The 20684-nt window shown below is 66.6% G+C and carries 18 protein-coding genes; 1 reads left to right on the top strand and 17 read right to left on the bottom strand.

The features are described 5' to 3' along the window. The first annotated feature begins 128 nt into the window (after positions 1–128). A complete protein-coding gene (locus GYH26_RS03070) occupies positions 129–1022 on the top strand; it encodes an MBL fold metallo-hydrolase (protein ID WP_161540448.1) in 894 nt (297 codons plus the stop codon). Here the strand turns inward: GYH26_RS03070 and menD are convergent. From menD to GYH26_RS02985, 17 genes are all read right to left on the bottom strand, one after another. Then, positions 1001–2749, bottom strand: coding sequence for a 2-succinyl-5-enolpyruvyl-6-hydroxy-3-cyclohexene-1-carboxylic-acid synthase (gene menD / locus GYH26_RS03065; protein ID WP_161540447.1), 1749 nt, complete (start codon positions 2747–2749; stop codon positions 1001–1003). The genes GYH26_RS03070 and menD overlap by 22 nt on opposite strands. Beyond that, on the bottom strand, positions 2730–4130 hold the full coding sequence (locus GYH26_RS03060; RefSeq protein WP_161540446.1) for an isochorismate synthase: 1401 nt from the start codon (positions 4128–4130) through the stop codon (positions 2730–2732). The genes menD and GYH26_RS03060 overlap by 20 nt, the downstream gene beginning before the upstream one ends. Beyond that, positions 4127–4792, bottom strand: coding sequence for a histidine phosphatase family protein (locus tag GYH26_RS03055; protein ID WP_161540445.1), 666 nt, complete (start codon positions 4790–4792; stop codon positions 4127–4129). The genes GYH26_RS03060 and GYH26_RS03055 overlap by 4 nt, the downstream gene beginning before the upstream one ends. 9 nt (positions 4793–4801) lie before the next feature. After that, positions 4802–5446 carry a hypothetical protein gene (locus GYH26_RS03050; RefSeq protein ID WP_161540444.1) on the bottom strand — a complete coding sequence of 215 codons (645 nt, stop codon included), beginning with the start codon at positions 5444–5446 and terminating at the stop codon, positions 4802–4804. Positions 5447–5606: 160 nt separating this feature from the next. Then, entirely contained in the window at positions 5607–6602 is a 996-nt protein-coding gene (locus GYH26_RS03045) for a hypothetical protein (RefSeq protein WP_161540443.1), read from the bottom strand. A 74-nt stretch (positions 6603–6676) separates the two neighbouring features. Next, on the bottom strand, positions 6677–8179 hold the full coding sequence (locus GYH26_RS03040) for a lipopolysaccharide biosynthesis protein (protein WP_161540442.1): 1503 nt from the start codon (positions 8177–8179) through the stop codon (positions 6677–6679). Next, positions 8176–8844 (bottom strand): class I SAM-dependent methyltransferase, encoded by a 669-nt coding sequence (locus GYH26_RS03035; protein WP_242006566.1) that lies wholly within the window; start codon positions 8842–8844, stop codon positions 8176–8178. The genes GYH26_RS03040 and GYH26_RS03035 overlap by 4 nt, the downstream gene beginning before the upstream one ends. 23 nt (positions 8845–8867) lie before the next feature. Beyond that, a complete protein-coding gene (locus tag GYH26_RS03030; RefSeq protein ID WP_161540440.1) occupies positions 8868–9830 on the bottom strand; it encodes a glycosyltransferase in 963 nt (320 codons plus the stop codon). A gap of 3 nt (positions 9831–9833) precedes the next feature. Beyond that, positions 9834–10913: a glycosyltransferase family 4 protein gene (locus tag GYH26_RS03025; RefSeq protein WP_161540439.1), complete on the bottom strand. Its 1080-nt coding sequence runs from the start codon at positions 10911–10913 to the stop codon at positions 9834–9836. Then, on the bottom strand, positions 10910–11971 hold the full coding sequence (wecB, locus tag GYH26_RS03020) for a non-hydrolyzing UDP-N-acetylglucosamine 2-epimerase (RefSeq protein ID WP_161540438.1): 1062 nt from the start codon (positions 11969–11971) through the stop codon (positions 10910–10912). Before wecB ends, GYH26_RS03025 begins: the two co-directional genes overlap by 4 nt. Then, positions 11950–13281, bottom strand: coding sequence for a glycosyltransferase (locus GYH26_RS03015; protein WP_161540437.1), 1332 nt, complete (start codon positions 13279–13281; stop codon positions 11950–11952). Before GYH26_RS03015 ends, wecB begins: the two co-directional genes overlap by 22 nt. After that, entirely contained in the window at positions 13278–15788 is a 2511-nt protein-coding gene (locus GYH26_RS03010) for a YfhO family protein (protein ID WP_014066250.1), read from the bottom strand. The genes GYH26_RS03015 and GYH26_RS03010 overlap by 4 nt, the downstream gene beginning before the upstream one ends. 17 nt (positions 15789–15805) lie before the next feature. Continuing rightward, positions 15806–16093: an Asp-tRNA(Asn)/Glu-tRNA(Gln) amidotransferase subunit GatC gene (gene gatC, locus GYH26_RS03005; protein ID WP_012843082.1), complete on the bottom strand. Its 288-nt coding sequence runs from the start codon at positions 16091–16093 to the stop codon at positions 15806–15808. A gap of 70 nt (positions 16094–16163) precedes the next feature. Continuing rightward, positions 16164–16979, bottom strand: coding sequence for a lysophospholipid acyltransferase family protein (locus GYH26_RS03000; RefSeq protein ID WP_161540436.1), 816 nt, complete (start codon positions 16977–16979; stop codon positions 16164–16166). Between the two features lie 9 nt (positions 16980–16988). Next, entirely contained in the window at positions 16989–17804 is an 816-nt protein-coding gene (locus tag GYH26_RS02995; protein WP_161540435.1) for a sugar phosphate isomerase/epimerase family protein, read from the bottom strand. After that, positions 17801–19189, bottom strand: coding sequence for a M28 family peptidase (locus tag GYH26_RS02990; protein ID WP_242006565.1), 1389 nt, complete (start codon positions 19187–19189; stop codon positions 17801–17803). Before GYH26_RS02990 ends, GYH26_RS02995 begins: the two co-directional genes overlap by 4 nt. Before the next feature lie 123 nt (positions 19190–19312). Next, positions 19313–20674: a type II secretion system protein GspD gene (locus GYH26_RS02985; RefSeq protein WP_161540434.1), complete on the bottom strand. Its 1362-nt coding sequence runs from the start codon at positions 20672–20674 to the stop codon at positions 19313–19315. Between the last annotated feature and the right edge of the window lie 10 nt (positions 20675–20684).

Here is a 20684-nt window from a genome sequence, read left to right as displayed (position 1 = left end):
GCACGCGGTCAAGTGCGACTTTTCCATTTTCTTTGTACATTTTTACAAAATCATCATGTGCCGCGCAAGCCTTATTTTGCCAGTGGCACGCTGGAAGACATGAACGACACCGGACGGAGACCATCGCCATGAATCGCCGCACGTTTCTACAGCAGACGCTGGCCGCCGCGCTCCTGCCGCTTGTTTCGCCCCGGGTTTTTCGCCTCCAGGAAGATCCGTTTCGCCTGCTTCGCCGCAACGTGGGCATTTTCACCGGACGCGGCGGCACGATCGGCTGGCTGGCCACGGCCGATGCGCTCATCGTGGTCGATGCCCAGTTTCCCGAGACGGCCACGCAGTGCTGGGAAGGGCTGCACGCCCGCACCGAGCGCATGATCGACGCGCTGATCAACACGCACCACCACCGGGATCACACGGCCGGCAACATCGCGCTGAAGCCCCATGCACGCCAGATCATCGCCCATCGAAACGTGCCGGAGCTGCAGCGCCGCGCCGCCGAGCAGCAGGGCACGCTCGACCAGCAGGCCTACGCCGACCGGACGTTCGACACATCGCTCACGCTCGAAGCCGGCGACGAGCGCGTGCACATTGTCTATTACGGCCCGGCCCACACCGGCGGCGACGCCATCATCCATTTTGAAAAGGCCAACATCGTACACGTGGGCGACCTGGTCTTCAACCGGATGCCCTGCTTCATCGACCTGCCGGGTGGTGCCACCACCGAGGGCTGGATCGCCGCGCTGGAGCGCCTGCATGCCACCTATGACAACGAGACGCAATTCATCTTCGGCCACGGTAATCCGAAGTACGGCGTGGTGGGCGGCCGCGCCGACCTGCTGGTGATGCGCGACTTTCTGGAGGGATTGCGGCGCTACGTCGAAGCCGGGATCAGGGCCGGAAAGACGGCCGATGAGCTGGCCGTGGATCGGCTGCCGGACTTCCCGGAGCATTACGTCGAGAGCTGGCCGCAGGGCATTCCGAACGCCATCCGGGCCGTCTATCAGGAGCTGAGCGGCTCGTAGAAGGCTTCGCGCAGGTCGGCCAGCGCCGCTTCCAGCTCCTGCCAGCGGGCGTGGGTGCGGGCGCGCTCGGTGCGCACTTCGATCAACGTAGCGCTCGGACGCGCGCAGGCGGCCCGATAGGCCTGCGCCAGTTCCGTCAGCGTCCGGGGGGCCTCGTAGTTCAGACCGAACAGACGGGCCGCGTGCGCGAACTGCAGGCCGTGCGGCGTCCCGAAGAACGGTTCGAACACTTCGGCATGGCGGGCAATCGGTAGAAATGAAAAGATACCCCCGCCGTCGTTGTTCAATGCCACCACCACGACGGGCCGTTCGCGCAGCAGTGCCAGGCTGTTCAGATCGTGCAGCAGCGCCAGATCGCCGATGAGCAGCGTGACGGGGCGCGCCAGTCCCAGCGCAAAGCCGGCCGCCGTGGCCACCGTGCCGTCGATGCCGCTGGCGCCCCGGTTGGCGGCCACCGGCGGTCGGGCGCCGTCGGGTGCGGCCCAGGCGTGTACGAGCCGCACGGGCAGGCTGCTGGCCAGCACCAGCCCGTGCGTGGAGGGCATCCACCGGGCCAGATGCCAGGCGACGTCCGGCTCGGCAAGCTCCTCCGTCTGGAATTGCTGCTGCAGCCGTTCCCGAACGGCTTCGTCGGCCTGCTTCCAGCGCCACGCCCAGGGGGATGGCTCGGTCGCCTCCGGCAACGCCTCGCACAGCGCCGCGCAGGTGCGGGCGACGTCCGCCTCCAGCCGAAGCGTCACGCGATGCGCCGGGTCGAGCCGGATCGGACTGTCGTGCACGTGGACGTACGCGCGTAGCCGGGCGGCCTGCACGAATTGCAGCAGGCGTTTGGAGACGAAGCGCCCGCCCACGTGCAGCACGACTTCCGGCTGCAGCATGCGGGCCGCCCGCTCCGGCTCGGCCAGCAGCAGCTCGGCAAACGGCACTCGCGGGAAGGCTCCCTCGCCCAGCCGCAGCCCGGAGGTCACGTCGGGCAATAGCGGCCAGCCCAGACGTTCGGCCAGCTTCTCGACGGCAGCCGCCGCTTCGACCGTGCGCAGCCTGCCCGCCACGATCAATCCACGCGCCACGGACCGCAGCATGGCGGCCAGCTCGGCGACAGCTTGCGGATCGGGCGCCATGACGGGCGCCACATAGCGCGTGCGAGGCGCCCCGGCGGCTTCAAGCGGAGGAAGCGCGCCGGGTGCTGGAATCAGCGGCTCACGGAACGGACAGTTCAGATGCACGGGGCCGGCCGGCGGCCGCACGCTTCGATAAACGGCCTGAGCTATCGTGGTCTGCACCAGCGCCATGTCCAGATCGGGGTCGGGCACGGGCAGCTCGAAGTGCCAGCGCACGTAGCTTCCGAAGAGCTTGACCTGATCGATCGTCTGATTGGCGCCCGTGTCGCGCAGCTCCGGCGGACGGTCGGCCGTGAGCAGCAGCAGCGGGATTTCGTCCTGGCTGGCTTCGACGACGGCGGGAAAGCCGTTGGCGACGGCCGTCCCCGAAGTGGTGATCCAGGCGGCGGGGCGTCCGGTAGCGCGGCCGTAGCCCAGCGCCAGAAAGGCCGTGCCCCGTTCGTCGTAGTGGACGATGGCGCGGGCTTCCGGGTGGCGGGCCACCGCCGTGACCAGCGGCGTGGAGCGCGAGCCGGGCGCGATGTAGAAGTGCGTCACACCGCAGCGCACCAGCTCGTCAATGAGCCGATCGGCCCAGTATTGCTGGTTACGAACGTCGAAGCTCAAGGCCCAGCACGTTCACAAAATCACTGATCTTGTGTTCGATCTCGTCCCACTCCAGCGCCGGCACCGAACCCTCCACGATTCCGGCGCCGGAATAAAGATACAGATGGCGTCCGGCCACCAGTCCGCAGCGAATGGCCACGGCAAATTCGGCCGCGTCGGCGCCCAGCCAGCCGATGGGACCGGTGTACCAGCCACGGTCGAACGGCTCCCAGGTGCGGATGGCCTCCATGGCCGCAGCCCGCGGGTAGCCGCCGACGGCCGGCGTGGGATGCAAGGCCTCCAGCAACGCGCCGGTAGGCACATTGGGCCGCAGTCGCCCGCGAATGCCCGTGTACAGATGCCGCCCGCGGGCCAGCGTCATTTCGGAAAGCTGCGGATCGGCGTCCAGCGCCTCGCACAGCGGCCGCAGCTCTTCGACGATGCTCTGCTGGACGTAATACTGCTCGCGCCGATCTTTTTCGCTCTGGAGCAGCTCGGCGGCCAGCCGGGCGTCGTCGGCTTCCGTGCGGCCACGGGGACGGGTGCCGGCGACGGCCTCGCTCCAGACGTGCCCGTCGGCGCGTCGGAACAGCCGCTCCGGCGAGGCGCCCAGAAAGGCCATTCCAGGCTCAGGCTGGTAGTAAAAGTGGAAGCAGCCCGGCGTGGCTTCCTGCAAGCGCTGCAGCAGGGCCAGTCCATCGAGCACCTCGCCAAAAGCGTACTGTACCTGACGGGCCAGTACGACTTTTTCCATCTGACCCCGGCGGAAGGCGTCCAGCGCACGCTCGACGTTGCGCGTCCAGCCCGTCTGATCCGGCGTGTCCCGGCGATCCAGCGGCAATGGCAGCTCGGGAGTCAGCGGCACCTCGGGCCAGCGAAGCTTCTCCAGCGCTTCGATCACTGCTTCAGGGTGCTCCCGATCCAGTTCGGACACCAGGTTGCAGATCAGCCAGTAGCGGTTCGCTTCGCGCCGGAGTTCGAAGCGGGGAAGCCAGAAGCGCCCGGCACCGAACGGTTCCCAGTGCGGTGCCACCGGCGCCCGGCTGTCGAAACGTCCTCCGCCGTAAAACCGCACACCAGGGTCGGCCCGTCGGAGTCGGTCTTCCACGGGCGCGATCGCCTCGCGGGTAAGCGGATGCGTGGCTTCGTGCAGCAGAACCGCACCCAGTGCGGCCACGGCCTCGGCGTTTTCACGATCGGCCCAGTAGAATCTGACAGGCTCCGGCTGGGCGGCCAGCCAAGCCAGCAGATCGAGCGGCGCGACGGGACAGCGCAGTTGGACAATTTCCGCGGTGGGCTGACGCAGGGCCCGCCGGATGCGGCTCCCCAGCACCCGGGGCAGCTCCTCCGGGGCACATACGGGCAACGCCCCTTCCACCGCCGATGGATCCATGCGCCTCATGCCGCCACCTCCGTCGGAAGTCCGTCGTCCACCGCCGCTTCCTCCAGGTGTGCCGTACAGTTCAACCGGAGCGCCCGGAAACGGCCGTTTTCATAGACCAGATGATTGACGGCCGTGTTCGTGTGTGGAAGGGCCTCCATGCGGGCCAGTCCGTACTCGGGCAGTACAGAAGCCAGCAGAATGCGCAGAAACCGGCCGTGCGCGACGATCAGCACGGTCTCTCCCTCATGGCGGCTCAGGATGGTTTCCAGCGCCCGCAGCGCACGGCGCTGCACGTCCAGGATGGACTCACCGCCGGGTACCGGATAGTCGTAGTCGCCGGCCCGCCAGCGCTCGTAAATGGCACGAATCTTCGCGTCGTAAGGGGGCGCATAGGGTTTTCCTTCCAGCTCGCCCCAGTCCATTTCTTCCAGATCGGCCAGCTGGTAGAACGGCACCGCAGGATGATACCGACGCACGGCCTCGGCCGTCTCCAGCGCGCGTCGCAGCGGGCTGGCGTAGATGGCATCCAGCGGAACCGCGGCAAAGCGCCGCGCGAGCGCTTCGGCCTGGCGTCGTCCCCGATCGTTGAGCGGCGCATCGACGCCGCGTCCCTGCACGATACTGTTGCGGTTATAATCGGTCTCGCCGTGCCGCACAAAGTACAACGTGGTCGCAGGCATGCATTCGATTCAGTTTCGGTTCCAGGGAAGCTGACGCAGGCGTCGAAGCACCTCCTGCTCCATCGCCTGCAGTTCGGGGAGCGCAACGCGGTGGGCCAGCGCTGCACGGAGGATCAGCGTGCGCAACACCTGATCGGGCAGCGGCAACGGATACAGCGCCGCATGCAGCCGATCCAGCAGAGGCCGGAGCAGCCGGTCGAGCAGTCCCCAGCGCACCAGCACAAAACCGGCCAGTCCCATCCATACGGCCGGTAGCCGTCCGCTCCAGGCCAGCGCAGTCAACCCCGCCACGTAGGCCGCCCCCTGCAGCCAGGGATTGGCCAGCAACGTCAGTATCGGGGTCAGCGGCCGAAGAATCAACAGGGGCAGAAGCAGATGCCCCAGCAGGTACAGCGCCAGCGCAACGCCGACAGCCACGGCGGGCCCGCCTCCCCACAGCAGCGGAAGCAGTGGCCAGAGCATCAGTAACGAAGGGAGCGCCAGCCACGCGTCGGCCTGGCGCAGCAGCCGGTCCAGCGGCTCTTTTTCGAGAAGCGGCCCGGCATAAGCCTGGAGCAACGCCTCGGTCGTGCGAAACCAGTGGCCGGCCGCCGTAAACAGCCCGCGCGGCGTGTCCACGTAGTACTCCGTACGTTGCCCGGCAGCGGAAGTCATGGGCCGCCTCTCGGTTTCAGCGCCGCTCGCTCCAACGAGAGGCCCCGGCCCTTGTTTCGGCTTCAGCAAAAAGCGACAAACGTTCCTGCGAAAAAGGTTTGTGGCCTTTTTTTATGCGGAGTCGTATCGCCAGACGATATGCCGCTGCGTACCCGACCGCCTACTGAATCAGCACGTTGTAGTAGCGAAGGGCCGGTGGAATGACCACGATGTCGCGCACGGCGATGCCATCGGGCAGGTGAATGATGGGGCGCACGCGGCCGGTCGTGTCGGCACGGATGGCCTCGTAGGGAACGGTCGCGAAGAAGTCGGGCGCCGTCATGGCCGCCTCGTACTGGTCTAAGGGCACACGGAAGCGCACGCGCACGGTGGCCGGCTCCAGCGTCACCACACGCTCGGTGGAGGGGACCCCCGTCACGCGGACCGGTAGCTCGCGGACCCCTTCGGTAAAGGGAACCACGCGGGCGTACAACTGCACCGCTTCAGGCGTGACGGTCACCAGCGGCCGCAGCGTGTCGGAAAGGGGGACCCGGATCGCGATCGAGTCGCGCACGTCGCGCATCCGCATGGACACGGTCGGCCAGGCGCTCAGCTTGTTCACAATCGAAACAGCTCCCGAAACCTGCACGCTGTCGGGTTCGACACGCGGAGGGTAGAGCAGGTCGTGCGTGGGCGGCGTTTCGATGACCACGCGCAGCTCGACCGGCAGCCGACGCGTCACGCGCGGTTCTTTTCGCAATTCCACCACCTGTGGCACGACACTTTCCACGACCACCCCCCGGGGCAGATTCAGATCAAGGGTGGTCAGATCGATCACGTCCTGCCGGGCGTCCAGCGTAATGGTCGGTGGGTTGAAATAAAGCTGCACGAGCGGATAGCCCTCGCCACGGAGCTGCACGCGCACAAAAGGCGGCGGTGGAACGGCCAGCGCCTGATCAGGCGGCACGTTGACCACGCGCACCGGCAGATCCAGCGTGGCCGTGTAGGTCTCCTGAAGCGTAAAGGTGAACCAGAGCAAGGTGGAGATCAGAATGCAGATGGTGATGACCGTGCCCTTCGACGGCCCGCCTTCCGGACGGCGTCCGTCGCCAACGGGCGCACGGCGGCTGAAGAGTTGCTGAAGCAGCGGGAAACGCTGGGCGATTTCGCTCCACACGGTCGATCGGGCTCAGGGCGTCCTTTCAATGTTCAGGCTTCGCAATATAGAGTGCCCCGCCGGCTTTTTGCAATTCATCCGGTGGGCGTGCGCATCTGCTCCCATCGTCGGCGCAGCCACCGCCAGCCTTCCCGGAGCTCTTCCGGGCGATAGAGCCGCAAAGCCACCACCAGCGGTCCATAGAGCAGCACCAGCAGCGCGCGCACCGCCAACCGGACGGCCGTCGGCAGCGTTGCCGTCAGGTATCCCACCAGCGCCAGTCCCGTTACCAGCACCAGAACGAGCCCCAGCACCCGCCAGGGATAGGTCGTGGGACGTACCCGGAGAGCGCGCCAGGCAGTTCCTCCGGCCAGTACGCCGTAGGCCACGACGGTGGCCAGTGCGGCCCCCATGGCCCCCAGCTTCGGAATCCACCACAGGTTCAGTGCGACATTCAGCAGCCCGGCCGCCACGACATTCCAGGCGATAAAGCGACTTTCTCCGGCCGCATAGAGCACGTTCACGAAAATATTGTACAGCCCGAACAGCAGGTAGCCCAGGCTCAGCGGCAGTACCAGCGAATCGGCCTTCAGGTAGGCCGCATCCGAGGCCAGCAACGCCGTCACGTCGTAGGCGCCCAGCGAGAGCGCCAGCGCAATCCAGCCGCCCCAGATCGTGTAGTGCCGGAACGTCCGGCGGTGCAGCGCCGCCTCACCTTCCGGCTGCTCACCCAGCGCTTTCAGGCCGATCACGGCGAAGGCCAGCTGGAAGCTCTGCACGAGCAGCATGTTGAGCACGCCGCTCAGGCGGGCCGCCCAGCCATAGACGGCCACCGTCTCGGGATCGGCAAGCCAGCCCAGCAGGTAGCGGTCGCCCACGTGCAGCACGGGCAGCGCCACGCCGGCCAGCGCAAGCGGCAGCCCGAAGCGCATGAGCGCCCCCACTAGATGCGGATCCCAGCGCCGGGGTACCACGCGCAGCATACCGCCCACCAGCACCAGCGCACTGCTACCGGAGGCCAGTGCCATGGCCTGCACGACGCCCCGGAGGCCCAGCTGCGCATGCGCCAGAAAGTAGTACACGCCGCCGATAAGCAGCGCCGTCTCAAGCAATATGGCCGTCGTGTAAAGCGCCGCCCGCTCCCGAAGCCGCAGAAACGCCAGCGGAACGCTGCTCAGAAGCTTCGCGGCCAGGTACCCCCCGAACAGGCGCAGGATGATCTCACCGTCGGTCCAGCCCAGCAGCGTGCCCAACCGGGGTGCCACCAGCCAGCTCAGCCCGAGCACCAGCAGCGCTACTCCCAGCGAGACGCTCAGCACGGTGAAGGGCACGGCTTCCTGTCGGTCGCGCTGCACCGGATCGGTGGCGAACTTGAGCAGCCCCGTAGTCAGTCCCAGTCCCAGCAGCGGCAGCAGCAGCTGTGCCGTGGCCTCCAGCAGCACCAGATAGCCATAGGCCGCCTGCGGAAGCAGCGTGGTGTCGAGGTAGAGCGGCGCCAGGAGCAGTCCGCTGGCCTTCAGCAGCAGATTCCCCAGCGCATAAACGCTGCCCTGCCGGAGCAGGCGGTTCAGCGTGCTCTGCGAAGCGGTACGACTCATCCGGGGCCTTCAATCCGGGCGTAGGGTTTCTGCACGCCTTCAATGGTCATCGTGCCGCCGAGTTCGGCCGTCCAGCGATGTGCAATGGCCTGTTCCTCCGGACGCCCGGCATCGTCCAGCAAAATGATGACCGAAGGACTGAGCCGGTGGCCCAGCACCGGCAGCAGCCCATAGCGGCCGCCTGGCGTGTTGCCCGGCGGCCCATCGCATAGCACCAGCGAAAAACGGGCGGGCAGCATTTCGGGCTTTATATCATACCAGTGAAAGGCCCCGTAATCGCGAAGCGGCGCATGCAGGAGATGAACGTTCGTAATCCCGAAGCGGCGTAGCGCCCACCGCACATGTTCGGCCCAGAAGGCATCGTGCTCCAGCGTCCACACTTCCCAGCCGACCTGCATCCCGATCGCTCCCAGCAGCAGCGTACTCAGTCCCGAACCGCACTCCAGCACCGGTCCCGGTGTCCTCCAGGCTTCCCGAATCAGACCGATCAGTAATTCTTCGCTGACCGACCAGATTTCGTTGCCCCAGCCTTTACGCAGGGCGCGTAGCAACCGGCGGGATGGCAACGTCCCGGGTGGTTGTCGCCGAAAGGCCCGCATGCTCCAGGCGAGCAGTTCCCGGCGATACAACCGGTCGGCCACCCGGTATAGCTTGCGCGCCGGCATCAGTAACGGCCAGTTGGGAAGCCTCATGCGTTCTCGTCTGCATGTGTTCGTTGCCACCACCACGATCGGAGCCGTCCGGCCAGACGCCGCACCGCGGCCGGCATCCAGGCGGCCAGCCAGTAGCCCCAGCGACGGAGCCTGCCCGGATCCATTCGCACGGCGCGCCCCAGCAGCCGTCTGGCCTGCGCCCGGTGTCCCCGAACCAGCGCTTTGCGCCCGGCTCCCTCGTAGATGCCGGCCAGGGCCACCCGCCGGAGCCGTCGCAACTCGGGATGGCGTGCCACCGCTTCTTCCACGATGCGCACACGGGCACGCACCAGCTCGTCCAGCGCAGCCGTACCGGTCTTACGGGCGGGATGATCCCGGATCAGTACCAGCGGCTCCGCTACACGACAGACGGGGTAGTGAGCTGCGATGCGCAGCCAGAGGTCCCAGTCTTCACTGATCCGCCGATCCGGCCCTTCACGAAAGCCATCGACCGCCTCCAGCGCTTCCCGGCGCACCAGCGCGCTGGAAAACGGCACGAAGTTGCTCAGCAACAGCGCCTCCAGCACCCTTCCCTCGGGCATGGCGGCAAGCTGGCTGAGCCGCACTTTTTTGCTCCGGGTCGATGCGTCCACCAGCCAGGCATCCGTGTAGCACCAGCCACAATCCGGGTGTGCCTGCAGGCAGGCTACCTGGGCGGCGAGCTTGCCCGGCAACCAGAGGTCGTCGGCATCCAGGAAGGCCACCAGTTCCCCACGGGCCAGTCGAATGCCATGGTTGCGGGCGGCCGCCGAGCCTGCATTTTCCTGAAACACGTAGCGGACCGGCCCCTGAAACGGCGCGACCACTTCGCGCGTCGCGTCCGTCGAACCGTCGTCCACCACGATCACCTCCAGCACCGGGTAATCCTGCCCGAGTACACTCTGGATCGTTTCAGCTATCCAGCGCTCGGCATTGTAGGCCGCAATCACCACGCTGACTGTGGGCCGCTCGTCCGCCATTGTTCAACCATTCTGGCTCTGCCGAAGCGACTCCAGGGCGGCTATTAACTCATGGATTCTTCGATCCTTCGGGTACAACTGCAGGATGCGTGTCCGGGCTCGCGTTCGCCAGCGCGCATCGCACTGCAACGCCCGACGGAGGGCGTCCACCACGGCCCCGACCTCCGGACGCTCCACGATAAAGCCGGCGTCGCCGATGGCTTCCGGGATTCCGAACACCGGACTGCCCACCGGAATGCACCCGCACAGCATGGCCTCGCACAGCGCATTGGGCAATCCTTCGGCGCGGGAAAGCTGCGCGTACACGGACGTCTCCCCGTAGATGGCCGGAAGCTCCGCACGCGGGACCGGCTCCCGGAGTCGGACATTCGGCGACGGAGCATACCGCTCCCGAATGATCCGCTGCATCTCGGCCGTCACGCCCACCACCTCAAACTGCACCTCCGGCAGATGCGTCGCGGCCGCCAGCAGCAGATCGATTCCCTTACAGCGCAGCACCCGCTCCGAGCCGACAAAAGCAACGGTCCGCACCACCGGCGGGCGCTCCGCGGGACCGGGCGGCCACTGCTCCGGATCGTAACCGGTGGGGACGACCTGGAACGGCGTCCTCAGCCCGGGCACCCAGGCCCGCACGCCCTGCAGCCGATTGCCGGTCCAGGGCGTGGCCGGCATTTCCATGAGCGAAGCGGCGACCGGCAGCAGCAGCGACGCGTTGCGATAGACGTATCGGGCCAGCGGCGCCCGCCAGCGACTGCAGAATACCCCGTCGTTCAGCTCTGGCAGGCAGCGGCTGTCGAATCCCCCCAGCACAACGGCCACCGGAATCTTTCGGCGCCGGGCCATCCGTACCGGTAGCACCATGTGGTAGTCCACAAACCAGCCCAGCACCAGCGCTGCTTCGGGCAGCTCACGCCGCAGCCACGCCCGCTGGGCGCGTAGCATGCGCAACATCCCACCCGGAGTACGCACCCGCCGTACGTCGAAATGAAACGGACGCACCTCGTAATGTGCCTCCAGCACCGCCAGATCGTCCAGCACGAACGGGCTCGGATGCAGATAGATGAAGAGAAGACGGGGCTTCATCCGTCAACCTGCTGCAGCAGTTCGGCAATGCGCTGGCTGGCGGATTGGTCCCGGCAGAAAGCGGAAGGCCCTTCGGGACGGCGCTGGACGGCGGCCACAATGCGATCCGGGTCGGCCCCGACCAGTTGATTCCAGCCACCTTCGAGTGTTTCCACCCATTCGGTTTCGTCGCGCAGCGTGATGCAGGGCACGCCCAGCCAGACGGCTTCCTTCTGCAGACCGCCCGAGTCGGTCAGCACGGCACGGGCGTGTTGCACGAGCGTCAGCATGGCCAGATAGCCCACCGGCTCCCGGAGTTCGACATTGGCCGGCACCCGGATGCCGCCATTCAGACGGGCGCGTGTGCGCGGATGCAGTGGAAGAATAACGGGCAGCGCGAGCCGCCCCAGGCCCTCAAAGATTCCCTGCAGCCGGACCGGATCGTCCGTGTTCTCGGCGCGGTGCACGGTCGCCACGTAGTAGGTGCCCGGCGCATGAGCGGTCAGCGACGCCAGCGGCACCCGGCGGCGTGCAACTTCGGCATAGCAGCGGACGGCCTCTTCCATCACGTCGCCGGTCAGGTGTACGCCCTGCGTAATGCCCTCGCGCCGCAGGTTCTCGACGGCCGTGGGCGTCGGTGCAAACAGCAGCTGCGACAGATGATCGGCCACCACGCGGTTGATCTCTTCGGGCATGGCCCGGTTGAACGAGCGCAGTCCGGCCTCCACATGAGCCAGCGGCAGCTGCAGCTTGGCCGCCACGAGGGCACCGGCCAGCGTGCTGTTCGTGTCGCCATAGATCAGCACCCAGTCGGGCGCCGGACGCATGGCGCGCAAGGCCGCCTCCAGCCGGATCATCATCAGTCCGGTCTGCTCGGCATGCGTACCGGAGCCCACCCCCAGATGCACCCGGGGCGCCGGCAGCCCCAGCTCTTCGAAAAAGACGCGGTCCATGTTCACGTCGTAGTGCTGACCCGTGTGGATCAACACCTCTTCGATGCCGGCTTCGGCCAGCGCCCGGCTCACCATGGCCGCTTTGATGAACTGGGGACGTGCTCCTACGATGCTGCAGACACGCATGGCTCGGCGTGGGTTACTTCTTCCAGCAGGCGGGCCAGTTCGCCGGCAAGATAGGGGCGGCTGTAGCGTCGGGCCAGCTCGGGCGGGGCGCCCGGCAGCGGTCGCCCGGCCGCCCACGCTTCGTAATGCCGGCGCAGGTAGGCGGCGATGCCTTCCACGTCGTCGTAGTCGAACATCTCGCCAGCTTTCGTTTCGCGCAGCACGGCCGCCGCGTCGCCCGCTACCGGACCGATGCCCAGCACGGGCCGTCCGGCTCCCAGGTATTCGTACAACTTGCTCGTAATTATCCAGGCATTCCCGGCCACGCGGTTGACCACGAGCAGCAGCAAGGCGCTGTCGAGCAGGTACTGGAGCACCTGCCGATGCGGAAGAAAAGGCAGCACCTCCACCCTGTCCGTCAGTCCATGTTGCGCGATAGCCCGGTGGACGGACGCATCCACCGTGCCGATCAACCGCACCCGAAGCTGCGTGGCGTCGTTCAGGCTTCGCAGTGCCTGCCAGAGCGCCTCCGGATTGCGCGCCGGATTCATGCTGCCGGCGTAGGTCACCCAGAAGTGTTCGGACGGCCGCGGCTGCAACCCCTCGAAGTCGGCCGGATCAAAGCCGTTCGGGATCAACACGGCCGGCAGTCCCCGGGCTTCCAGGGCCCGCTGCATGGCCGGGGTTACCACCACCCGATGCGAGGCGGCCTGTAGCACCCGACGTTCCAGCCAGGCATCGATCCGACGCGCCCAGCGCGTCATGGGAAGCATTTCGTAATAATCGATCCCGGTCCAGGGATCGCGCAGGTCGGCCACCCAGGGTAGCCCGTAGCGCCGGTGTGCCCGGTAGCCGATCAGATGCGTCGAATGCGGCGGCCCGGTCGTCACCACGGCTTCGATCGGATACCGCCGGAGCAGCCGGGGCAGCGCCCGCAGGGCAAACGGCACCCAGCCCACGCGGGCGTCCGGCAGAAACAGATTCGCCCGGATCCAGCGGGCCAGTCGTTCCTTCCAGCTCCGGTGGGGCCGTCCGGCAAAGCCCACGCTTACCGCTTCCTCCTTACGCTGGCCCAGCAGGCGCGCGTAGGCGGCATACGGATCCCAGGCACGCGTACGGATCACCGGCACGTCGGGCGGCACTTCCTCCAGCAATTCCGGGTCGCGCGACGGATAGGCGGCGTCCTCGGGGCGAACGGTCAGCACCACCGGCTGCCAGCCATGCTGCGGCAGATAGCGCGCGAACTTCAAAAACCGCTGCACGGCCGCCCCACCCGCCGGCGGAAAGTAATACGTGACCAGCAGCACCCACCGCTTCCCCGACCGACTCATCCTTTCCGCCTCTGTCGATACCAGCCCAGTCCCAGCAGCAACAGGACGCCCCCGTACGCCAGCAGGGTCGCCAGCGCGGCGATTCGCACGCCCCAGACGTGACTGGCCGGATCGAAGCGCATCACCACGGTGTGCGTGCCGGCCGGCACCGGCACGGCCCGAAGCAGATAGTTGGCCTGCAGGATCGGGGCGGGCTGGCCGTCTACCGTGGCATGCCACCCGGCCGGATAATACACCTCGTCCACCACCAGCAGCCGCGGCGCGTCGGTGGCCACCTCCCAGACGATCTCGCGGGGACCGAAGCGCACCAGCCGCACCGAAGCCGTGCTGGTCGAATCGATGGGCGTCACTTCGATCCCGGGGTCCTCGCGCAGCAGCACGGTCTGGCGCAGATCCAGCGCCGGATCCAAGAGCCGCTGCCGGTGGGCTGTCAGATCGGGTACCACTTCATACCGCCCCACCAGAAACGCCCGGGGTAGCGCCGAGGGGTTCTCCAGCACGCGCCAGCGCTCGTCCTCGAACACCACGCGCATGCCGGGCAGCGAGGCGCCGGCCGGTACCACCACGTAGCGCACGCTCAACAGATCCAGTGCCCGCGACCGCGGCAGTCCGGTCGCCGGATCGACGAACAGGTGGTCGATGTAATCCTGAAACAGCCGCAGCTTGGCGCCGTGGTAGCCGCCGATCGACTCGTGATAGTAGGACGGCCGGGCGTTCGTCATGGGGTTACCGCTTTCGAGCGACAGCACCCGGAAGTGGCCCGGTCCTCCGGCCTCCCGTTGCCGCTCCAGCAGAAAACGATCGAACGAATAGGTGGGGATCAGATCGGTGGCTTCCCGGGCGTCCGTCAGCACCTCCTCGTTCAGGTGGCGTCGCCCCACGCCCCACAGGTCGATCGTTACCAGCAGGGTCAGTCCGGCCATCAGCCCCCAGCCGGGCAGCCGCTGCCGGTCGTAGAGCCAGAGCAATCCGCCGGCCAGCAGCAGAAATACCAGCGTGCGCTGTGCATCGCGACCGAACAGGTTGGAGCGTACCGTCCGCTGCTCGGCCACGTACTGTCGCACCGCCTGCAGCAGGCGCGGATCGTCCGGGGCCACGTTGTTGGCGGCGGCCACCTGCCGGGCGATCTGTTCCACTTCGCCCGGTCGCTCAAAGGAAAACAGGCTGCCCCGCGCCAGCCAGAGCACCAGTACCAGCCCGACCAGTCCCAGCCACACCTGATAGGCCGGCCGCAGCGTCCGCGACCGCTCCGGCTGCTGTTCGAGCAGCCAGCCGCCGCCCAGTGCGGCCAGCAGGGCCAGTCCCAGAGCCGCCGTGCTCAGCCAGGTTTCCGGCACCCGAAAGGCATCGAACAGCGGGAAATACTCGAACATGAAGCGGTTGAGCAGCGGAAAGTAGCTGCCCAGCGAGAACAGGATCATCAGCAGCGTGCCGGCGCCCAGGATCCAGGCGGTGCGCCCCCGCCGACGCCAGAGCGCCAGCAGGGCCAGCCAGAGCACGATACCGCCCACGTAGTGCGGCCCCTCGGTGAACGGCTTGGGCCCCCAGTAGGTGGGGCTGCCGCCCCCGTAGGCGTCGGCAATCAGCAGCGTGACGAGTTCGCCGGGCGCCTGGCTCCAGCCCATCGCATAGTCCCAGTCCAGCCCGTCGCCCCCTCCGGTGGCTTCGCTTCCACCCCGGATCGTGTACTGTTTGTACTCGTAGACCGGCCAGTAGGGCTGGGCAATCATCAGCAGCGCCAGCATGCTTCCCAGCGCGAGCCAGCCCGTCGCCTGTCCGAATACGGCCAGACGTCCTTCGCGCCAGGCGGCCACGCCTTCCACCAGCCACCAGAGCCCCAGCAGAAACGCCACGTAGTACGTGATCTGCACGTGCCCGGCCCGCAGGTTGGCGGCCAGCACCACGGCAAACAACAGGCCCGACAGCAACCGGGGCCGCCGCAACCCATGCACAAAAGCCAGCACCAGCCAGGGCGCAAAACAGAGCGCGATGAATTTCGAGTTGTGTCCTGCTTTCAGAATGATCGGAATGTAGGTGGTCAGTCCGTAGGCCACGGCCGCCAGCATGCCCGCCCATTGTCGGCGCGTCAGATAGACCACCAGCCAGTAGGTACCGGCCAGCAGAAAGAAGAAATGGGAGGTCGGCCACAGAAAGCCTCGCAGCCAGTTCAGCAGGCTATCGACCTGGGGCACCTTTGCCGGATAGGAAATCATATAGGCCGGCATGCCGGCGAACGCATTCGTGGCCCAGAGCGGTTCGGTGCCCGTCGAATCGCGATAGGCGATGACCGACTGGGCCATGGCCCGCCAGTTGACCGTATCGCTGCCGATCAGCCGCTTACCCCCGAAATGAATCGGCGCAAAAAAGGCCAGCGAGAGCGCCAGCAGCAACAGCAGGCAGATCAGATGCCGATGCCGTTCCGGAAGGCGATCCCAGAGGCCATGCCAGGCCGGCAGGGCGACCGTGGACGCCTTCCGGGAGCGGGACGAGCGGGCCGAAGCAGCCATAGATGCAGCGCGACGGGTTATTCGATCACCTTGGGCACCCGGAAGTAGTCGCTGTCGGCATCGGGTGCGTTGCGCAGCGCGTCCTCGTGCGAAATGCGCTGTTCGACGACGTCCTCCCGGAAGACGTTGTACAGGTCCAGCACGTGCGACATGGGCGGGACGTCGCGCGTATCCAGCTCGTTCAGCTTGGCCACGTAGTCCAGGACCTCGCCCATCTGTTCGGCCAGCATCCGCTCCTCTTCTTCCGAGAACTCCAGGCGGGCCAGCCGGGCAATATAGCGGACTTCTTCGACGGAGATCGCCATCGCTTGCCGATCGTCAGGTTGTGGATGTCGCAAGATAGCAAATGCCGGGCGCGACCGCTACCGCGCAGCGCTAAGCGGAGTTCCCCGCCTCCCGGAGCAGCGCCTGCATGCGGGCCTGCACGGTCTCCATCAGCGTGGTCAGATGCCGCCGTCGGAGTCCCGCTGTCGGGACGGGTTCGCCGATCACTACTCGAATCGTTCCCGGCCGCGAGACCATTCGCCGCTCGTCCAGCCGGCGGTAGCTGTCGAAGATGACCACGGGTACCAGCGGCACGCCGGCCTCGACAGCCAGCAGAAACGCCCCCTTTTTGAACGGCCGCAGCTCCTTCCGGTAGCCACGCGTGCCTTCCGGAAAAAGCAGCACGGGATGCCCCTGGCGGATGCGCTCGCCGGCCAGTTGCAGGCTTTCCAGCGAGCGACGCGGATTGTTGCGGTCGATGAAGAGCGAGGCCGAATGCCGCATGGCCCAGCCCAGCACGGGCACCCGCTCCAGCTCCGCCTTGGCAACAAACCCGAAGGGATAAGGAAGTGCGTAGGACAGCACCAGAATGTCGAGGGCGCACTGATGGTTGGCCACAAAAATGCAGGGCTGCCCCTCGGGAAGGCGTGCGTGGTCTTCGCACACCACCCGCCAGCCACAGGCTTTCAGAATGATGCCCGCCCAGCGCCGTGCCCATTTTTTGAAGTTGGCCGCCGTCGGGTGAAAGCGATGCGTGAGCACCTGGCACGGGGCAATGATCAGCGTGCTGAAAATGCCCACCAGCACGAACCAGAAGAAGTGCAGCCGGGTCCACAGCGTGGCCGGCGGAGCACCCTCGACCGGTGCCTCGACGGACGCCGGAGCCAGCAGCGGTGCCACAGAGGAGGTTTCTCTGAGTTCAGCCATTGCGGTCTATTATTCGGAGGTTGCAGCGGAGGGTTTGCGCACCTGACGCAGCAGCTGCAGCAGACGGGTCGCGTCGTACAGCCCCCGCTTCGTGCGCGGCTCCGCATGCACTTCGAGGCTCAACGGCCCGGTGAAATTCATCGCACGCAGCAGTCGGAGCTGTGCAGGCCACCCCACGGCCCCCTCGCCAAAGGGGGCCGGCTCCCACTCGCCCCGATCCGGATCAAGCCGCCAGTCGCTGCAGCGCACCAGGAAGACACGCCCGGCCAGTGCTTTTAGCCCTTCGGCCGGATTTTCGCCTGCCTGCAGCGCCGCCCCGGGATTCCAGGCGGCCCCCACGGCCGGGTGATCCACGGCTTCCAGCAGCGTGGCCAGCGCCCGCCCCGTGGGAAATGCACCGCCCGGCTCATTGAGCACGGCCACCCGCACGCCGTAGTCGGCCGCTTTGTCACCGGCCATCCGCAGCGCCCGCGCCGCTTCTTCTACCGGCGCCCCTTCCTCTTCGGCCGCGAAGGCCGACACCACCACACAGGGACAATCGATGCGCCGGCAGAAGCTCAGCACTTCATCGAAAGCAGCCACCTCGTTCATCCACGTGCGCCGGTCGCGCACCGAGCCTTCGAACATGCCCGGCACGACGGCCACCGCCGGCAGTTCGTTTTCCAGCAGACGCCGACGCAGTTTTTCCTCATTGACAAACGGCACGCGGTCCGACGGCCCGCCGATCGTGCGCAGCTCCACGCCCTCCAGGCCCCAGAGCAGCGTCAGGTAGAGCGCACGATCCAGGTTCAGCGTCACCGTGTCGGTCAGCAGTGCGGGAATCATGGGTGGTTTTCGGTTACGGGCGGGCGAAGCGTATCTTCACGCACGGGCACCCACGGGTCCGGGGTGATCGCCTCCGGTAACAGGATCGCCTGTGCCGCCCGGACCAGCGCACGGGCACGTTGCAATGCGCGTATGCGAAGTCTTTCAGGCTCAGGTATTGAAACAGCGGCCGAGGCGTTGTAGATCCGCCGGTAGATCTGTTGCCACTCGGAGGGCACCCGCCAGAAAACCTGTCGGTCCTCCTGCAGCGAATCGGGCGGTAGAACCGGCGTGAGCGTCATGCCATATTGCTCGGCCAACCGGTGCAGTTCGGCGAGCGCTTCGGGATCCGGGTCCAGATAGACGATCCGGCGCGTGGCGGCCGGGTCCCATAGTGGCCGCCGGAGATAGGCGCGCAATCCCTGGTGGCCCTGCCGGGCCCCCGACCAGACCGCAAACAGCAACGTGCGGCGGGGCTGCGGCCAGTAGGCGGCCAGCGTACTGTAGAAACGGGCCAGCTCCAGCAGCGCCGCCACCCCTTCGCCCAGATGAGCCCCATCGAAAAGCAGCGGACTACCCGGCAGCGCAATAACATCCAGATCCGCACATACGATCACCAGCTCGTCGCGCAGCCCGGGATCTTTGCCCGCCACGAAGCCCAGCACGTTCAGCGCGCCTGCGCGCGTTTCGCCCATGCGCCGCACCCGGAGGAAGATCGGACGTCGGAGCCGCAGCGTCACGGACGCCGTGTCGGTCAGATGAGCCCGCAGCGCGGACGTCGGCAGAGCCAGCAGGCGAGCGGCCGCCTCCGGTGTGAGCTGCAGAAGCCGAAGCCCGGAAATCGGGGCGTCGGTCAGCGCGGGACGCAGCGGCCCCACCAGCAGCACAGCCTGCGCCGAACGTGCCTTTGCCAGGACCGGAGCTTCCGCTGCAGACGCGCTCGGCAGCACCCAGACCGGCGCCGCGGGACAGGTCCTCGGTTGCGCGCAGAGCGCCACCTGATCGGCCACCACGCGCCCGGTGTCGCTACGCGCATCGGGCCAGAATTCCAGTCCGGGTAGAAAGGCCGCCGTATCCTGATCGGCCCAGCCCAACACGGCCGGCCAGGGCAGATGCACGCGGGCTTCGTAAACGATACGATAATGTCCTTCCAGCGCCGGCTGCAGCCGAAATTCCCGCATGCGGTCCTCCACGTACTGCGCCGCCAGCGCGAAGCTGCGCGACCCTGTCACCCGCCCTCGCATTTCCGGCCGCAACAGCACGTCCAGATGCTCGGCCAGCCACAGCGGATCGTCCGGCTCATGCAGTTGAACCGGGCCCTCCATTGCCGGACGCGGCGCCGGCCCGCAGGCCGCCAGCGCCAGCGCAAGGCCCGAAATGAGCAGCAGACGATACATGTTGTACATGGCGATTCCGGCGGTCAGGCCTTAACCCTCAGGCCCTGCTCCGCGTTTCGCCGACCAGCCCGCAAACAAAAAGCGGGAAGCCGCACAGGGCTTCCCGCCTGCCTCGAGGTGCTGCTACAGATGTCAGTTGCGCGGCATGCGCGTCTGACGCGCCGTTTGCTCGCTGAACCGTTCCAACCGTTCCATCAACTCACGCCGGCTGCGTTCCAGCAGGTTGCGCTCGAGCGGCCGTCGGGCCCGCGCCGTCAGCGGATCGAGCACCTTCACCTGCAGCACGATCAGCAGCTCCGACTGCGTGATCGTGCGCTGCGTGCGCCCGAAGATGTAGCGCAACCCGAAGAACCACCAGGGCAGATCTTTCAGGAAGGGAATACCCTTGCGCGAGATCGACTCGCGCGTCGAGTACAGTCCTCCGATGATCGTCTGCTCGCCGTCGAGCAGCAGTACCTGCGTGTCGGCCGTATTGCGATCGATGATCAGGCCGGCCGCCGACGGCGTGGCGCTGGAGTTTTCGACCATCACGTCCAGGTGCACGAACTCGATCATCGGAGCCCCGGCCGTGTCGGCCGCCGGCTCGACCAGCAGCGTGGGCGTCACGTCGATGATGATACCCGTCGAGACGAACTGCGTGATCGTGTTGCCGGCAAAGTCGCGCGTCTGAATGGGCACGTCCGATCCGATCTGGATCCGTCCCTGCTCCCCGCTTTGCACCGTGATCTGCGGGCTGGCAACGGTTTCGCCGATGCCTTCCGTTTCCAGAAAGCGCAGAAAGTTGGTGAGCTGACGAAAGCTGATGCGGTTAGGGGCTTCGATCAGGGGTGCCAGCGGATCGAAAATATCTTCTGTCTTCAGGTAAAACTCCACGTTATTCTGTCCTCCGGTACCGCTCGTTCCGCCGCCGGTCCCCCCTCCGGTTCCGGTGCCCGTGCCGCTCGTCAGCCCGAAAAACTGATCCCAGTTGATGCCGATGTCCCGCGCCTTGGTCAGGTTTACGCTGAAGAGAATCGCGTTGATCTGGATTTCGCGCGTATCGACGGTGGCCGGCAACACGGCTCCGGCCTGCACGGTACCGACCTCTTCAGTAGCCCGGCGCGGCCCGACCACCACCTCGGTGCGCTCCGGTGCTTTTTCGACAATGAAAAACTTGTCGGTCTCCCGGTAGGTCAGTCCTTTCGTCTGCAATACCAGTTCGAACGCATCGAAAAAGTGCATGCCCGAGATGGAAACCCCGATCGGGTCGGTGCGCTCCTCGGGATCGACGATCTGCTTGCCCGTCACCCGCTGAAAGATCGGGTTGAGCAGCTCGAAGAACTGATTCAGCGGCGTCGTGGGCAGAAACGACACCAGTTGATCGGGCGGCACGTAGGTGCGCATGACCCGCTGGGGCGGCCGGTCCTGCGACAGACCGGGCCAGGCCAGCAGACTCCCGATCAATAGCAGACCGAGCGCGGTCGCAATCCAGGTTCTTGTCTGCACATGCTCCATGGCGACGCTT

Origin of the sequence: Rhodothermus marinus, assembly GCF_009936275.1 — a bacterium.
Lineage (GTDB): Bacteria > Bacteroidota > Rhodothermia > Rhodothermales > Rhodothermaceae > Rhodothermus > Rhodothermus marinus_A.
This window is presented reverse-complemented; position numbering and strand designations above follow the sequence as displayed.

What these genes read in the sequence shown, in the direction of transcription:
- GYH26_RS02990 (WP_242006565.1), bottom strand. Translation starts at nt 19,189, where the DNA reads ATGTACAACATGTATCGTCTGCTGCTCATTTCGGGCCTTGCGCTGGCG.
- GYH26_RS03040 (WP_161540442.1), bottom strand. Translation starts at nt 8,179, where the DNA reads ATGAGTCGTACCGCTTCGCAGAGCACGCTGAACCGCCTGCTCCGGCAG.
- GYH26_RS03010 (WP_014066250.1), bottom strand. Translation starts at nt 15,788, where the DNA reads ATGGCTGCTTCGGCCCGCTCGTCCCGCTCCCGGAAGGCGTCCACGGTC.
- GYH26_RS03070 (WP_161540448.1), top strand. Translation starts at nt 129, where the DNA reads ATGAATCGCCGCACGTTTCTACAGCAGACGCTGGCCGCCGCGCTCCTG.
- GYH26_RS03050 (WP_161540444.1), bottom strand. Translation starts at nt 5,446, where the DNA reads ATGACTTCCGCTGCCGGGCAACGTACGGAGTACTACGTGGACACGCCG.
- GYH26_RS03025 (WP_161540439.1), bottom strand. Translation starts at nt 10,913, where the DNA reads ATGAAGCCCCGTCTTCTCTTCATCTATCTGCATCCGAGCCCGTTCGTG.
- GYH26_RS03055 (WP_161540445.1), bottom strand. Translation starts at nt 4,792, where the DNA reads ATGCCTGCGACCACGTTGTACTTTGTGCGGCACGGCGAGACCGATTAT.
- GYH26_RS03060 (WP_161540446.1), bottom strand. Translation starts at nt 4,130, where the DNA reads ATGAGGCGCATGGATCCATCGGCGGTGGAAGGGGCGTTGCCCGTATGT.
- GYH26_RS02985 (WP_161540434.1), bottom strand. Translation starts at nt 20,674, where the DNA reads ATGGAGCATGTGCAGACAAGAACCTGGATTGCGACCGCGCTCGGTCTG.
- gatC (WP_012843082.1), bottom strand. Translation starts at nt 16,093, where the DNA reads ATGGCGATCTCCGTCGAAGAAGTCCGCTATATTGCCCGGCTGGCCCGC.
- GYH26_RS03035 (WP_242006566.1), bottom strand. Translation starts at nt 8,844, where the DNA reads ATGCCGGCGCGCAAGCTATACCGGGTGGCCGACCGGTTGTATCGCCGG.
- GYH26_RS03015 (WP_161540437.1), bottom strand. Translation starts at nt 13,281, where the DNA reads ATGAGTCGGTCGGGGAAGCGGTGGGTGCTGCTGGTCACGTATTACTTT.
- GYH26_RS03000 (WP_161540436.1), bottom strand. Translation starts at nt 16,979, where the DNA reads ATGGCTGAACTCAGAGAAACCTCCTCTGTGGCACCGCTGCTGGCTCCG.
- GYH26_RS03030 (WP_161540440.1), bottom strand. Translation starts at nt 9,830, where the DNA reads ATGGCGGACGAGCGGCCCACAGTCAGCGTGGTGATTGCGGCCTACAAT.
- GYH26_RS02995 (WP_161540435.1), bottom strand. Translation starts at nt 17,804, where the DNA reads ATGATTCCCGCACTGCTGACCGACACGGTGACGCTGAACCTGGATCGT.
- wecB (WP_161540438.1), bottom strand. Translation starts at nt 11,971, where the DNA reads ATGCGTGTCTGCAGCATCGTAGGAGCACGTCCCCAGTTCATCAAAGCG.